Raw genomic sequence first — 13,872 nt, forward strand, 5'->3', positions numbered from 1 at the left:
GGTCAGGCCGGGGTCGAGTAGTTCGATCCCGGCGAGCAGGGTGGTGAGTTCGGTGGTGGTGCGGGGGCGCATGGTCAAGGCGTGTTCGTAGTAGACGGTGGCTGCGTGTTGGGCGGTGTCGAGGGTGGTGTCGGTGCAGATGTGGGTCGCCGCCATGTATCCGTGGGGTAGTGCGGTGATGAGTCCGGCGATCACTGTGGCGGGGTCGGTGAGTCGTTCCAGGACCAGGGACCCGAATACGAACGCGATCGGTTCGGCGCGGTCGATCCCGTCACGGCGGTAGCGGTGGTGGGTGTAGTCGATCGCGTGCAGGATCGCGGCGGGGTCGCCCGGATCGGCATGGGCGTAGTGGGTGTCGGTGTCGTGGAGCGCGCGCCCGTAGGCCGAGACGCACAGCCCGTCATCGAGGTAGAGCACACGCGCCTCGGGGATGACCCGCCGGGCGGCGCTGCCCGGGTTGAGTTCTCGCGGGTACCCGCACCCGAGGATCACGTACTGGCGGACCCCGCGCCCGGCCAGCTCGGTCACCGCCCGCAGTAGAAACACGTGTCCGGCGTGGACGCTGGCACGGAATCCCGGCGCGCGGTCGTCCAATCGCGCGGTCATCTTCTGATCGACGGCGAGGTTGTCCTTGCCGACCGAGCGGCGCGGGTCGGTCAGGTCGTAGCCGTGGTCGAGGTGCAAGGGGAGCAGGGCGTCGAGGACGCGGGGGTGTGTGGGTTCGGACAACTCGAGCGCGAGCCTGTGCTTGTCTATCTCGCCAGTGCCTGGCGCACGGGTCGGTGGTGCGGGGTGGCCGCAGTGCGGGCAGGGGTTCACCACGACAGCAGCTCGCTCACCCACGTCACGAAACCCGAATAGTCGACCGTGTTGGAGACTCGCGTCGGGCGTCCGTAGGGATCGCGGTAGAGGCGGGCGTCGTCACCGATACGGACATGCGCGGGGGCGAAGACGACGAAGGGCTGACCCAATGCGACCGAGAGCGTGAGCGGGGCGTGCAAACAGAACCCGTGATGCCCGCGAGCGATCCACCGGTGGACGTGTGCCGAGAGCAGTCGTGCCCAGTCGGGGGCGGTGTCGGAGTCCAGGGCGTGGATCAGCGTCCAGTCGGTGGTGACGCGGATCTCGCGGTGGTGGGTGTGATCGGCGAGGACCAGGCGGGGGGTGGGCAGTATTCGCAGCGCCAAGCCTGCGGCGAGGGTATCGGTGTGCAGGTTGTGCTCGCTGGCTTCGAGGTCGTAGTGGTGGTCGAGCCAGCCGCCGGTCTGCCAGACCGTGATCTGTTCGGCGACCTCGGGTGTCGCAAGCAACAAGGCGGTGAGGTTGCTCATCGGCCCGCAACCCACCCAGCACACCGGACCCTCGGTGTTGACGATCCGCTCATACAGAGCGTCGGCCAGCTCGTGGCGGCGGTCCTCGAGTTCCTCGACACCGGGCAGTACGTAGGCGGGCACGGTCTGGCCGGGGTCGGGCAGGAACAGGCGACGGTGTCCGAGGTCGATGCCCTCGATCACCTCGACATCACCGCGTCCCAACGAGTCCAGGACGCGGCGGGCCAGTCGCGCTCGTAGCCCGCCGACCTCGTCGGCGGTGACCACCAGCAGGTCCGGTATCAGCCGTGCGGCGATCACCAGGGCAACGAAATCGTCGGGGCCGCCTCCGATATCGGTATCCAGCACGGTGAGCCCCGAAGACTCGGACTCGTCGTGCGTGATCAACGGATCGGCAGAGGGGATCGAAGTCGGCATCGAGGGTTCTCCTTCATCGGGGTGGAACTGTGTGTGCAGCAACGGGATCGGTGCCGTGGCGGGCGGTGTGCGTCGTTGCGGTCGCGCACAGCGCAGGGTGACCGCGAGATCGGGGGTGCCGGGGCGACGGGGCAGGGGAACCGGAGCATCGCTGTCACCGCCCGCCCGCTCGGCGGGGGCGGCGAGGCGATCAGGCCGATGCGTCGGGGCTCGGTGATCGGAGGTGCTCCGTGGGAGCGTCGGCGTGCTTGGCGCGCACTACCGGTGACCATCTGCGTGGTCAGCGACTCGTACAGGTCACCGAGCACGACGAAGGCGGGTGCGATCGGGCACCGGCCGTGACCGGTGTCCCAGTTGTCCATCACAGCCGCGTACAAGGTGAGCTGTCCCAACAGTTCACCCACGGTCACCCCGCGAGCGTCGTCATCGATCACACTCACCGCTCGGAGGTGGTTGCCCAGATGCCAGGTGATCTCGTCGTCTATCGCTCGCGCGATCCTCGACGCCGCCTTCTCGACGGGCACCCGCTGATCGGCGAGTCGATGGAGCCCATCAACCGGGCGCGGTGGTCATCGATCGCCTTCAGTGCGGCGTGTGGTGTCTGCTCGCGGCGTTGATGCAGTACCGCCAGCTCGGCGGCGGCGTGCAACACGGGATCGTCACTTGTGAGGGAAAGCCACGGCACGCGGCCAACAGCGTGTCCCTACTCGGCAGACCCTGCCCGCCCATCAGCGGCCATCCCCGAGAGCGGTCAGGCGACGGGAACGCTGGTTGACGGCGGTGATCAGGTCGGTGTAGCCGTCGACCAGCTCCGCGAGCCGGTACCAGGCCGCGTGCACCTGCGGGTCCGCCACATCATCCACAGTCATCAACAGGTGATAGGCGCGGACCTGTGTATAGGCGAGGCGGTCGATGACCGTCCCGAGTGTTTCGGTGTGCAGTGCCGCGTGCGGGTGCGGGATCGGCAGATGCTCACCCACCCACATGTCGACGTCGAGGATGAGTTCTGTTCGGCGACAACAGCACCCGCACGAGACGGCGGTCAGTCGACGGTGATACATCGCCCCGAACTCGCAGGCGAGCCGGGCCAACCGGTGATCGCCGACGTGATGTCCACGGATCGCCGAGAGCAACGCCTCACCCGAGGGCAGCTCCGATAGCGTTCCTGTGCAGCGGAGTTCGGGCATATCCGGTGTGGTGTCCATCGGTCACGTCCACGCCGTCGACATCTGCAACCGGCCGATCGAGTTCCGGGCGTCAGCGATCACACTGCTACGGGACGGGATCTTCTTCGACTCGACCGGCTCGGAAATCCACCGCCAACCTGTCGGGTGATCACTCATCGGCAACCACACCCGCTGCCCGGAATCCAGCAACCGCACCCCGTGTTCCCGCAGGCTTTCCAGTGTCCGGTGCGCGATCTTCCCGCCCCACGCCGGACCGACCAGGAACACCCACTCCTCGCGGCGGGATCGTGCGTGGGTGAAGACCGGCACCGAACCGCACCGAGAATCCTCGAGCAGCGCCTCGTGCACAAGGCTGCCCAACTGGGAAGGCATAGCCACCGCCCCCAAATCCCGGCCAGCGATCACCGCCACCCGGTCGAGGGTGACCGACACCGGGATTCCCATGCGGCGATAGATGTAGGCGACCTCGGAGGCGGTGTGACAACTCTCGAACATCACCGCACCCCCACCATCGGCGACGGGGCCTCGTCCAGGCAGCCGTACAACTCACCCAGCTCGATCGCGGCAGCGCGATGACCGCGTGCAGCTCCGGCGCTGAACGCGATGATCGCCGCCGTCGACGCGGCAACCTGCTCGGCGGTCACTGCGCTAGTCCCAACTGGGTTTCCTGTGGCCGCCCACCGCACCGGACGTGCGAGTTTCTTCGCATCCGGCTCTTCAAGGGAGTCATGCTGGTGCTCCTGTATCGAGCAGGGCTAGTCAGGCTGGGCCATGGTGTGGGGATCGTGTATCCGCGCCACCGGCATCTTTCGATGCCGGTGGTCTCGGGGGTGTGGAGCACGGTCCCGTTCTCTGCTGGGCGGCGAATCGGTGGCGTGGTCAAGAACTTGCGGCACACGACTTTCCAACCCAGGCGCGGATGTGGCCTGTGTAGCCATCGGACCACCGGTTGCACGTGTAGTTGTCCAGGTGGCCGTCGGTGGCGAAGGAGACCCCCGTGTCGGAAACAGACACACCAATCTCGGACCACTTGATGGAGGTGTTCGAGCAGCACTTTCAGCGTCTTATAGGAGCACCCGGCCGCTGGGTACAACCCGCGTACACCCGACACGCCGGGCCAACAATAATCGGCCATGCTCGTCGTGCGGGAGGCGCTTTTTCGGCCGGTGTTGCGGGTGTGGCCGAGGGCGTCGATGACGCTGTTCACAGCACTTGGACTTGTTTTGCTGCTGGGCCTTTCGGGCCTTGGCCGGGTTCGTATTCGACTTTCTGCCCGGCGGCGAGTTCGCGGAATCCTTCGGCCTGGATTTCGGAGTGGTGGACGAAGATGTCGTCGGCGCCGTTGTCGGGTGCGATGAACCCGATCCCTCTGCCGCTGTTGAACCATCGGACGGTCCCGCGTGCCATGGATGTTCCGTTCTCTCGTGGTGGGTTGTTGTGCTCAGAGCGAGTCGTGATGGTCGTCGCCGAAGCGGGCGACGGCGTCGTGGGCTGCGGCGGTGAGGTCGCGGCGACGAACGAGGGTCGCGATCATGTCGACAGCGAAGCTGGCCAGCAGGACGTACATCAGCGCTTGCAGCAAGATCCGCACGACGGTGTGCAGGATTGCCGGGATAGTTCGGGATGTGGGCATCGCGGAGGGCCTTTCGGTGTGGTGGAACCTCATCGACCGGAGGTGATCGGGTGGTCGGCCGAGCCGGACTGGGGATCGGGTAGGGCGAGGGTGGTGCTGATCCAGTTCATGACGGCGGGACCGTCCAATGAGGTGCTGACCTGGATCTGGCGGCCGTGAGGGTCGCGGTGTAGACGGGCGTCCGGGGCGATCCGCACTGTCTCGGTGGCGAAGTCGACGACCGGTAGACCGAGTGCGGCGGCGACGGTGGCGGGGTCGTTCATCCAGCTTGAGGGCCGGTGCGCGAGCCAGCGTTGGGCATGGACGGCGGGCAGTCGTGTCCATGGCGGAGCATCGGGTGCGGTGAGCGCGGCGTAGAGAGGTGAGGAGGTGGTGACCGCGAGTGTGCCGATGTTGGTGTGGGTGCTGAATACCAGACGCGGCTGGTGGGCGGCACGCAGCATCAACCCGAACGCGGCGGGGTCCATCCGTGGATTGTGAGAGGCACGGTCGGGACGGCGGTAGTGGTCGAGCCATCCACCCTGCATCGTCACCTGGATCTTCTCGATGAGGTGCGGGGACGTGACGAACAAAGTCGAGAGGTTGGTGGCGGGTCCGGCACCGATCCAGATCACCGGACCGGTGGAGGTTTCACACACCTGCGCGAGAACAGCGGCGACATCGGTGAACGACGGGGTCGAATGCGGGACGACGCCGTCCATGAGGAAGCGGTCCTCGCTGCCGTGCAACTGGTGACCGGCGACCACGATCACCTCGGGACGGCCCATCGCGTCCAACAGGGCGCGAGCGAACTGTGCACGTGGACGAGCCAATGGTTCGTCGTTGGTGACCACGACTAGGTTCCGGACCGTTTTCGCGAGCACCGCCAAGGCGATCGTGTCGTCCAAATCGTGGCCGAGGTCGGAGTCGAACACCACCGTGGGTGAGTCGAGGTCGGCAAATCGAAGCGCCTGGGTCAGGACAGCGGTCACAGTTGATCCTTCGCGGGTAGAAGCCGGATGAGGTGGGTGGTTGTCTTGGTGATAGCTCGCGCGGGGTCGCGGCGGCGGGGACAGGGATGGCAGCGTCATGTCTGTCCAGCTACAGCTCGCTCAGGCGCGCAACTCGGGTGTCGTAGGCGCGCTGGGCGGCTGTGAGTTGCTCTGCCGCGTCGTGGGTAGCCGGATTGTGCGCGTGGTCGATCCAGCTTCGGGCGATCTCCGACACCAGCTCCCCGACTCCGATCCGGGGCGTGGAGATCGCCAGGATCAAGGCGCTACGTTCATCGATCTGGCGGATCACTAGCGCCAGCCGCTCCGGTGCGGCGCTGCGGTGGGCGTCGGTGAGGTCTTTGGCGTGCATGTAGAACCAGAGCGGCAGTGTCGGTGCCGTTCGTGGCGCAGTGGTCGTGACGACTGCGGCGAGGATGCGGCGCAGTGCCGCGTCGAGCAGCGCACGTATGTGTGGCGGTTGGGTGCGGGCTGGTAGGTGGGGGCGAATTCGCTGGTCCAGTCCTTGGCTTGTGGTAGCCCGACAAGGTTGAGGTCTTGTGCGTACATGAACGGTGTGTCTTCTATCCGGTGATCAGTCATGCAATCGGTCGGGGTCCGCGCCAGCCCAAGGCGAGTTCGACTCGCATCGCTTTGATCTCGCCGATGAGGTCGGCGTATCCCTGCTGCACCTGCGCGAAGCGCACCGCTGCCTCGTGCCGGTGTTCGGCGCTGTCGCTGTGGCGCAGTGTCCATTGGACCTGGGCATAGGTTTCGGCGACGTGGCTGATCACTTCCCCGAGGGAGTGGGTGTGGCGGCGCGCCGCGGTCGGGCGGGGGAGGTGGAATATCGACCAGTCATCGATCAGGCCGATGACTGCCCGGATTCGGACGTGCATCGCAGCGGCATCGAAATCGGCGGGTCGCCGGAGGGGGGAGATCATCGCGGTGATCCCGGTGGCGTGCAGATCGGCCAGCTCGCGCGCCCACTCGATCAAACCGGAACCACCCTCCAACTGTCCGGCGATAGCCAGCAACAGTTGCCGAGCCTCCAACAGCCCTTCCGCAGCGGGCGTGTGAATGCTGTCCCGCCTGCCGTTCGGTGTCGCGACGGGGTCGGTGGCCTGGGCGAGAACGCTCATCGTCGACCTCCGAGCAGGGCATCGGAAGCGGGCGCTGGAGTGGCCAGAGCGCAGCGAGTGAAGGTTCGACCGTTGTCGGTGAGCCGCTGCGTGTCCGCGCATACCGCTGTCACGGAGGCCGCGATGTCGTCCGAGGACCGACGCGGTTCCTCGAGTTCTACGATCAACTGCCCTGCCGCTGTGGTGAGCAACCGAATGACAGCGGGTGCGGATTTGGGGAGGAATTCGAAGTCCTCGGCTGGCTTGCTGATGGTGTCGAGGTCATTGATCAGTGCGACATATACCGCGTCGACCGCCTCGATCACCTCGGTCCATCCGAGCTGGGACAGGGTCGTGAGCGCGTCGAACTGTGCCACGGTCGGGATTGCACCGATCCTGGATTCCACCAGAACCCGCTCGACCGGACCGGGTAGCCCGGGCCCGGGAGGTTGACTGCGGACCCGGAGGTCGGGTGGCGAGGGCGAGTCGAGGAAGTGAACTCCGACGGTCCGCGTTCGGGTCAGTTGTGTGACCGCCGCGCGCCCCGAAGGTCCGAGGTGGGTCAAGTGCTCGCGAGACGCCACGATCAGATGCGAACCTGCCGACTCCGCGATCGAATCCATGATCTGCCACAAGACTTCGGCGCGGCGCGCGGGAGCGAAGACCGGCGTGAGATCCGCACCCCAGGAGCGGGCGACCTCGTGCAGGCGGTCCATCACGGTCGCGGTGGGATCGCGGCGATCGAGCTCGGCGAGCATGTCGTGCACCAGCACCTCTGGCGCGAGCGGTTCGAAGACCACCCTGCCTTCACCGAACCCGCAGCGTGCGGCGTAGTCGTGCATTGCGCGGTGTAGCGGGCTCCCGGCGTTGCGGGGAACCAGTTCTGAGCGGGCGTATCCGATCCACATCACAGGCTCCCCGACTATTGGTGTGCCATCGCGGTACACGGCGTCGCAGCGGATGCGCGGTGACGGTGTGACATGGCTGGCTGTTGTCCGGCGGAGTGAGCCGCGCGCGTCTGCGTTGACCGCTGGGTATGCATTCGAGAGCCTCCTTACATCGGGTTCGGCACTCGGCGACGACGAGGGGGGATCCAGACCTCGTAGATGAAGCGTTGTCGGCTGATCCGGTGACTGGTTGCGTTCCTGCCCAGGTGGACAAGCAACCGACCGGCTGGCCCGAGCGCTGAACTTCAGCGTGGCCGCTGTCGTGAGCTGGGGGAAGGTGTTTGCTGTGGACAGAATTTTTGTCCACAGGCCACGATCCGCGCGTATGCGATCCTGGGTGCGACGGGAAGGAATCGATGGACAGCGACTTCCAAACCAGGCTCTCCGCGCGAGTGGCCGACATCCAGGCCGGCGCGGGGATCCCGAGTCTGCTCGTGGCCGTCGGCCTCGGCGGCGTGGCGCGAGCCGTCGCGGAATCGGGCTATGCCGACGTCGAGAGTCAGCGGTTCGCGACCCGCGAGAGCTGCTATCGCATCGGCTCGATCACCAAGACCTTCACCGCCGCGTTGACACTGCTACTCGCAGAGCGTGGAGAAATGGGCCTGGATGACCCGATCGCCCGGTTTCTGCCGGGGACACCGTTCGGGCATATCCCGCTGCGCATGGTGTTGTCGCACACCAGCGGGCTGCAACGCGAAGCCCCCACCGACATGTGGGAGAGCATGCAAGGCCCCTCACCCGCTCAGCTCCGTGAGATGTTCTCCCAGGTCGAGTTCGTGGCCGAGCCCGGACAACGCTGGCACTACTCCAATCTCGGCTACGCGATCCTGGGCCAAGTAATCGAATCCATCCTCGGACGATCATGTGAATCCGCGATCACCGAAACCCTGCTCGAACCGCTGGGGCTGGAGCACACCTGCTGGAGCCAACCCGAGAATGCTGTTGTCGGATACCGGCTCGATCCGTTCGTGGCTACCGTGCACCGCGAACCGGTGATGGATCAGGGCGCTGTCGGGGTGGGCGGGCAGCTGTGGTCCACCACCGGTGACCTCCTGCGCTGGGGGCACGCGCTCACCGGTGGTGAACCAGAAGTGCTACCCGACAGCGTGATCGAGAAGATGCATACCGTCCACGTCATGGTCGACACCGTGGGATGGGCCAGAGGATGGGGTCTGGGCCTGATCTTGGAGCGGCGCGAGGACACCGTCGTGTCCGGCCATACCGGGGCGATGCCAGGCTTCCAATCCGCGCTCGTCCTCGATCGCCCCAGTGGCGTGGTGGTCACGGTGTTGGCCAACATCACCCGCGGTGTCACCCCCGGCGATCTGGCGACCGAGATCCTGCGCCAGGCCATCGCCGAACAACCGTCCCTCCCGACACCCGAATGGCGTCCCGCGTCGTGTCCTGCGCACATCTCGCCGTTGTTGGGCAGTTGGTGGTCCGAAGCCGACGAAACCGTGTTCCGGTGGGAAACCGACGGCATGCATGCCTGCCTGGCCAGCGCTCCGGCCACGACCGATACCCGATTCGTCGAAGAAGGACTCGGCCGATTCCGCGCCGCGCACGGCCGGTTCCAGGGTGAACTCTTGCTCGTGACCGACACCGGAGGCAGTGTCGAGATGCGTTGGGCTACCTACCCGTTCACGCGTTCACCGCGTTGAATTCGCGCAGCCGATCGGCGACCGGGGAAACGGCGGGGTCACCACAGGCGCGCAATACGAGTTCGATCGCACGAAACATCCGCCGAACCCGCGGCGAGACAGCCCCGCGGCCGAGTCGAGTCATCGCGTCATCGACGGTGTGAGCGGCGGCCTCATGCTCGCCGAGACGCAGTTGCGCGTCGGCCTGCTCGAGAAGCCAAATGGTTCGGTTGCGGATGAACCGCTCAGCGTCGCTGGCCGAAGCGTGCTCTTGTAGAGCATCGATCGCGTGACCATGGTGGCCGAGATCGAGCAGGCACGATCCTCGATGCCCAGCCAACGCGGCAGCATCGAAAACCTCCAACCACGCTGGATCCGGTTGGTCCGGACGATGTCGAGACAGCTCCGACTCCGCTTCCGTGAGCATCTGCGTGCACAACCCGGACTCCCCGAGCCGGGCGTGTGCGCGGGCCGACATCGTCAGAACGAAGGCCGACAAGCGGCGATTACCACTCCGGCGAGCCCACGACAAGGCCCCGTAGGCGCGTTCGGCACCACGTTCCGGCTCGCCGGACCAGGTACTGACGAATGCCGCGTTCGGGCCACCGATGAACGCCAGCAGATCCAACGCACCTGCCTTCTCAGCCGCCAGTCGTGACGCAGCGAAAGCCTTCTCGGCCAAACCGACGCTGCCACGATCGAACAACATCCACCCCGACAACTGGTGCGCCTCAGCGATGAGACGGCCCAACACCCGCTGACGCGCAAAATCCAGACGTGAGGCGATCTGCTGAGCTGCGCGGGCGTGGGCACCGAGATCTTCGAGATGTGCAGCAGCCATCGTGTGATCGGCTGCACGCACCCGCGCGATCAGCGCCCGTAGAGCAGGGGCCGCAGTATCTGGGTCCAAGACCACAACCTGCGCCAACAGGAGGCCATCGGTGAAGGGCGCGGCCAGGCGTCGAAGGACACCGTTGGCGTCGAGGACATCATCGAGGCGGTCGACAAGATCACGTCGCGGACGTCGCTGCGCTCTTTCGATCCGAGCCAGCAGATCGTGGCTGACCAACACCAGCGGGGCCAGTTGACGCAGAGACAGACCAGACTGCTCTCGCCGGACGCGCAATTCAGCACCGAACACTGCCTCAGCGGTGTCGCGTGGGTCGAAACGGTAAGGCATAGGCGCCATCGGTCGATTATTGCCGCCGCGGCCGGTCAAGACCAGAACACGACCAGAGCTGAGCCGATCCCATAGGATTCAGTCACTGGCCTGACGGAGTGTTGCCAGCGTGACGTGTTGCTGCAAACACGCATTCAGTCGCGGGTAGATCGACTGCCGCTGGCCGAGTGATTGGTTCAGAACAGGAGGGGTATGGGCGGGCATCTTGATGAAATGGACGTGACCGAATCGGCGCGCTTGTACTTCGGTGCCGAACTGCGTTACTGGAGGATGCGGCGAAACCTCTCGGTGAAGCAACTGGGCGCGATCAGTCATGACAGCGGTTCGCTTGTAGCGAAGGTGGAGGTGGGGCAGCGGCGTCCGACTCACGCTTTCGCAATTCGGATGGACTCCGCGCTCGATACCGGTGGGGTGCTGGGGCGAGTCTGGTGTGCAGCCACATCCTCGTCAGTGAACAACGAGCAGAGGCGAATACAGGCGGAAACGAATGTTACCGGTCACTCCGACACTGATGCCGCGTCGTCCCGTCGGCAGCTGATTGGCCCCGACTTCGGGCGTGGTTCAACAGTGCGGCGAGTAGGCGCTGCGGACATCGCTGTCATGTGGGGCATGTGTCAGGTATTCGCCGATGCCGACCATCACCTCGGCGGAGGATATACACGTACAACGCTCGCTACGTTCCTTAACGATGTTGTTGAACCGGCATTACGTGGTAGTTATGACGATCGAACCGCAGCCGAGCTCTACAGCGTCGCTGCGCGATTAACCGGTCTGGCTGCGTTCATGTGCTTCGACTCTGCTCGTCAAGCGAGTGCCGAGCAGTTCTTCCGACAGGCGTTGAGCCTGGCGAAGGCTGGGGAGAACGGTGCGCTGGTCGCACACATCCTCACGGATATGTCGATGCAGGCTCACTATCGTGGCCGGACAGCTCAGGCCATCGAACTGGGGGAAGCGGCCGTCAACAGAGCGAAGCGGTCGGGATCCCCCCGGACCGCGGCCCGCAGCAGCGCCGTGCTGGCACGTGCGTTTTCACTCCACCAAGACAATGCAGCGACCGGCAGGGCAATGCTCGATGCGGAAAAGTACCTGGGCCGAGCACAGTCCGACGAACCCGTGTGGATCCAATTCTTCACTGAGCAGCAGTTGGCGGCAGAATTCATGTACGTCGAACACGATGCCGGGAGAAGCGCCGAGTTACAGCGTCAAGCTCCGGCTGTTCTGGAACGCTCTGATGGAATGGAGCGAAGGCACGTGCTAGCCGCAGCAACTCTCGCGGGTTCCTATCTGGGAAGAAGGACCGAACCCAACAATGTAAGCCAGTCGGTCGAGAAGGCATGCCAGGTTCTTCGGACGACGTTCCCTGCGGCCCGTGGTCTCACCAGTGCCCGCGCGATCGCAGCCATCAATTCAGTCAGGATGGGCCTGGTGCCGCATGCAACGATGGCCGTTGTCAAGCAAACAGAAGCCGAGTTCCAGACCACGGTGGTCACCGGTGGTTAGGCTCTGATCACGTGACGGATGACCTGGCAATTCTCGGGGATGTGTGCGCCGAACGAGGCGTGGATCCGGAGGGTGCGCAACTGATTCATCACTCGAGCAACGCCGTCTACCTGCTGCCAAAGGCGAATGCTGTCGCACGGATGAGCACGAGCGAGAGCGGACGCGCCAACGTCGACCATATCTACCGCGTCACACGATGGTTGACCGCAGAGATGTCGTTCGCAGCCACCGCACCCCTTGATGGGTGCCCGCCTGTCCTACGTGATCGAACTGTTGTGAGCTTCTGGACCTACTATCCTCAGCCAGTTGAAAGCGCCGTGCTGGACTCCGTGCATTTAGCGGGACTGCTTCGCCAACTCCATGATCTCGCGCCGCCCGAGTACATCGAGTTGCCAATATGGAAGCCGCTGGAATCACTCCACAGCACGCTCCAGGACGAACGAGTCCACTCCGTTATCGCTGTTCAAGACCGTGCATGGCTACTCGGTCGAATCGAGGAGATCCGTGATCAGTTTAGCCACTGTGACTGGCCGTTGGGCGTTGGACTGATCCACGGAGACGCGTGGTCCGGAAATCTTCTGTGGAACGGTGGGACGGTGCCACCGACACCAACACTTGGTGATTGGGATTGGGTCAGTATCGGCCCCCGTGAGGTGGACCTCATTCCGACCTGGCACGCCGCCATACGCTACGGACGTAGTAGGCAATGGGTCACTGATTTCATCGCTAGATATGGATACGACCTGACCGACCGGGCCGACTACCCGGCCCTCTTGGAAATGAGAGATCTGGTCCAACTCAGCGGCCCGCTGCGCCGCGCGACGGATTCGCCGGAATACGCCGACCGTCTCCATCAACGCCTCACCGACATCAAGGCGGGCCGGAAGACCACTCAGTGGAGTCAATACAGCTGAGGACAGCAAGGCGCATGCATCTGGCTGTATGTGCAGGTCGCCGTAGTTGGGCCGTCGAGGTCGGTCCGGAGTAGCCGGGCGTGATGTCAGGGTTTCAGGACATAGGGAGCGCCAGGTGCTTCACTTGCGTCTCGTTCTGTCACAGCCCAAGGTCTGGGTCAGTTCCGATCCAGAGTGGCGGATCATCGAGTGCTGCATCGATGACATTGTCGATATCGTGGGCAGGGCGCAGGGCTTGTTCGTGATCACGTTGGGTAGGTGTGAGGGAAGTTCGGCGTTCGAGTTCGCCACGGTAGCGGTCGATCTCGGTGTTCGTTTCGGCGATAAACGCCTCCGTCCTGGTGTCGACGTTGTCACTTCCGTGCTGCCGTGCGCGGGTTTCGGTTTCGATGTGATGGGGGCTGGTGGCGAGTATGTCGTCCCAGTGGTCAGGAGTTCCGGCGTAGCCGATGGCGTTGTTGCGTGTGCGGCGAGCTGTGTCGCGGGCGCTGGTGTGTTCGCGTTCGCGGGTGGCTTGTTCGTCGATGAGTTCGTCGATGCGGGTGCGCAGGGTGTGGCGTGTGGTCCGTTTGCGGGTGGGTGTGGCGTCGAGGCGTTCACGGTGGGTGGCCAATTCGCTGCGTGTGGCATACATCGCTCGTGCAGCACGATGGAGTTCATCACTGGCCTCCAATGCGGCGCGAATCGCGTCTTGGGCTGCCATATGGCGGGCGACCACTGTGTCTATGTCGGGCTGGTCGGCAGGGTCGGATGGTGCGGGGGAGTAGATGACGGCGTTGGTGGCGGCCAGGGCGAGTTCTTGTTGGAGTTCGGTGATCCGGTCTTCGAGTTCGTCGTCGGTGTAGGCGAACAACGGATCACTGACGGGCGGCTCGTAGCCGGGGGCGACAGTAGTATCCGGGTCGGGGAGGGGATGAGCGCGTACCCAGGCTTCGATTCTGGCGCGGTGGACCGGGCTGGGGGTGGCTTGCCAGTCGCGGCGCAGGATGGCGTGCACGGCGGGCAAGGGTTTGGTGGCCGCGAGGTGTTGCGCG

16 protein-coding genes and 1 pseudogene are annotated in these 13,872 nt (G+C 64.9%); 3 read left to right on the forward strand and 14 right to left on the reverse strand.

The genetic code is table 11. The features are described from left to right. From JZ792_RS38530 to JZ792_RS38585, 12 genes are all read right to left on the reverse strand, one after another. Window positions 1-729 (reverse strand): SAM-dependent methyltransferase (locus JZ792_RS38530; protein WP_216917837.1); only part of this gene is annotated, 729 nt, incomplete at its 3' end. An 86-nt stretch (window positions 730-815) separates the two neighbouring features. Next, window positions 816-1,748, reverse strand: a complete 933-nt coding sequence (locus JZ792_RS38535; protein ID WP_216917838.1) for a nucleoside hydrolase — start codon at window positions 1,746-1,748, stop codon at window positions 816-818. Beyond that, complete coding sequence (locus JZ792_RS38540) at window positions 1,715-2,272, reverse strand: hypothetical protein (protein WP_216917839.1); 558 nt, start codon at window positions 2,270-2,272, stop codon at window positions 1,715-1,717. Before JZ792_RS38540 ends, JZ792_RS38535 begins: the two co-directional genes overlap by 34 nt. 204 nt (window positions 2,273-2,476) lie before the next feature. Then, window positions 2,477-2,953, reverse strand: a complete 477-nt coding sequence (locus tag JZ792_RS38545) for a DUF4254 domain-containing protein (protein ID WP_216917840.1) — start codon at window positions 2,951-2,953, stop codon at window positions 2,477-2,479. A 3-nt stretch (window positions 2,954-2,956) separates the two neighbouring features. After that, window positions 2,957-3,430, reverse strand: a complete 474-nt coding sequence (locus JZ792_RS38550) for a hypothetical protein (protein WP_216917841.1) — start codon at window positions 3,428-3,430, stop codon at window positions 2,957-2,959. Further along, complete coding sequence (locus tag JZ792_RS38555; RefSeq protein WP_216917842.1) at window positions 3,430-3,579, reverse strand: hypothetical protein; 150 nt, start codon at window positions 3,577-3,579, stop codon at window positions 3,430-3,432. The genes JZ792_RS38550 and JZ792_RS38555 overlap by 1 nt, the downstream gene beginning before the upstream one ends. A 559-nt stretch (window positions 3,580-4,138) precedes the next feature. Then, complete coding sequence (locus tag JZ792_RS38560; protein WP_216917843.1) at window positions 4,139-4,342, reverse strand: cold-shock protein; 204 nt, start codon at window positions 4,340-4,342, stop codon at window positions 4,139-4,141. Between the two features lie 34 nt (window positions 4,343-4,376). After that, entirely contained in the window at window positions 4,377-4,568 is a 192-nt protein-coding gene (locus tag JZ792_RS38565) for a hypothetical protein (protein ID WP_216917844.1), read from the reverse strand. Between the two features lie 29 nt (window positions 4,569-4,597). After that, window positions 4,598-5,539, reverse strand: a complete 942-nt coding sequence (locus JZ792_RS38570) for a nucleoside hydrolase (protein ID WP_216917845.1) — start codon at window positions 5,537-5,539, stop codon at window positions 4,598-4,600. Between the two features lie 109 nt (window positions 5,540-5,648). Then, a complete protein-coding gene (locus JZ792_RS38575; RefSeq protein WP_216917846.1) occupies window positions 5,649-5,909 on the reverse strand; it encodes a hypothetical protein in 261 nt (86 codons plus the stop codon). A 226-nt stretch (window positions 5,910-6,135) separates the two neighbouring features. Continuing rightward, window positions 6,136-6,678, reverse strand: coding sequence for a hypothetical protein (locus tag JZ792_RS38580; RefSeq protein WP_216917847.1), 543 nt, complete (start codon window positions 6,676-6,678; stop codon window positions 6,136-6,138). Continuing rightward, on the reverse strand, window positions 6,675-7,565 hold the full coding sequence (locus tag JZ792_RS38585) for a hypothetical protein (protein WP_216917848.1): 891 nt from the start codon (window positions 7,563-7,565) through the stop codon (window positions 6,675-6,677). The genes JZ792_RS38580 and JZ792_RS38585 overlap by 4 nt, the downstream gene beginning before the upstream one ends. A gap of 395 nt (window positions 7,566-7,960) precedes the next feature. Between JZ792_RS38585 and JZ792_RS38590 the strand changes: the two genes are divergently transcribed. Then, a complete protein-coding gene (locus JZ792_RS38590; protein WP_216917849.1) occupies window positions 7,961-9,265 on the forward strand; it encodes a serine hydrolase domain-containing protein in 1,305 nt (434 codons plus the stop codon). Here JZ792_RS38590 and JZ792_RS38595 read toward each other — a convergent pair. Continuing rightward, window positions 9,246-10,463 (reverse strand): helix-turn-helix domain-containing protein, encoded by a 1,218-nt coding sequence (locus JZ792_RS38595; protein ID WP_216917850.1) that lies wholly within the window; start codon window positions 10,461-10,463, stop codon window positions 9,246-9,248. The genes JZ792_RS38590 and JZ792_RS38595 overlap by 20 nt on opposite strands. Window positions 10,464-10,616: 153 nt before the next feature. Here JZ792_RS38595 and JZ792_RS38600 point away from each other — a divergent pair, with 153 nt between their 5' ends. Further along, window positions 10,617-11,924, forward strand: coding sequence for a helix-turn-helix domain-containing protein (locus JZ792_RS38600; protein ID WP_216917851.1), 1,308 nt, complete (start codon window positions 10,617-10,619; stop codon window positions 11,922-11,924). 11 nt (window positions 11,925-11,935) lie between these two features. Next, window positions 11,936-12,838 (forward strand): phosphotransferase, encoded by a 903-nt coding sequence (locus JZ792_RS38605; RefSeq protein WP_216917852.1) that lies wholly within the window; start codon window positions 11,936-11,938, stop codon window positions 12,836-12,838. A 139-nt stretch (window positions 12,839-12,977) separates the two neighbouring features. Here JZ792_RS38605 and JZ792_RS38610 read toward each other — a convergent pair. Beyond that, a pseudogene (locus JZ792_RS38610) lies at window positions 12,978-13,872 on the reverse strand (hypothetical protein); the annotation flags it as partial.

Source organism: Nocardia noduli, assembly GCF_019038455.1.
GTDB classification, from domain to species: domain Bacteria; phylum Actinomycetota; class Actinomycetes; order Mycobacteriales; family Mycobacteriaceae; genus Nocardia; species Nocardia noduli.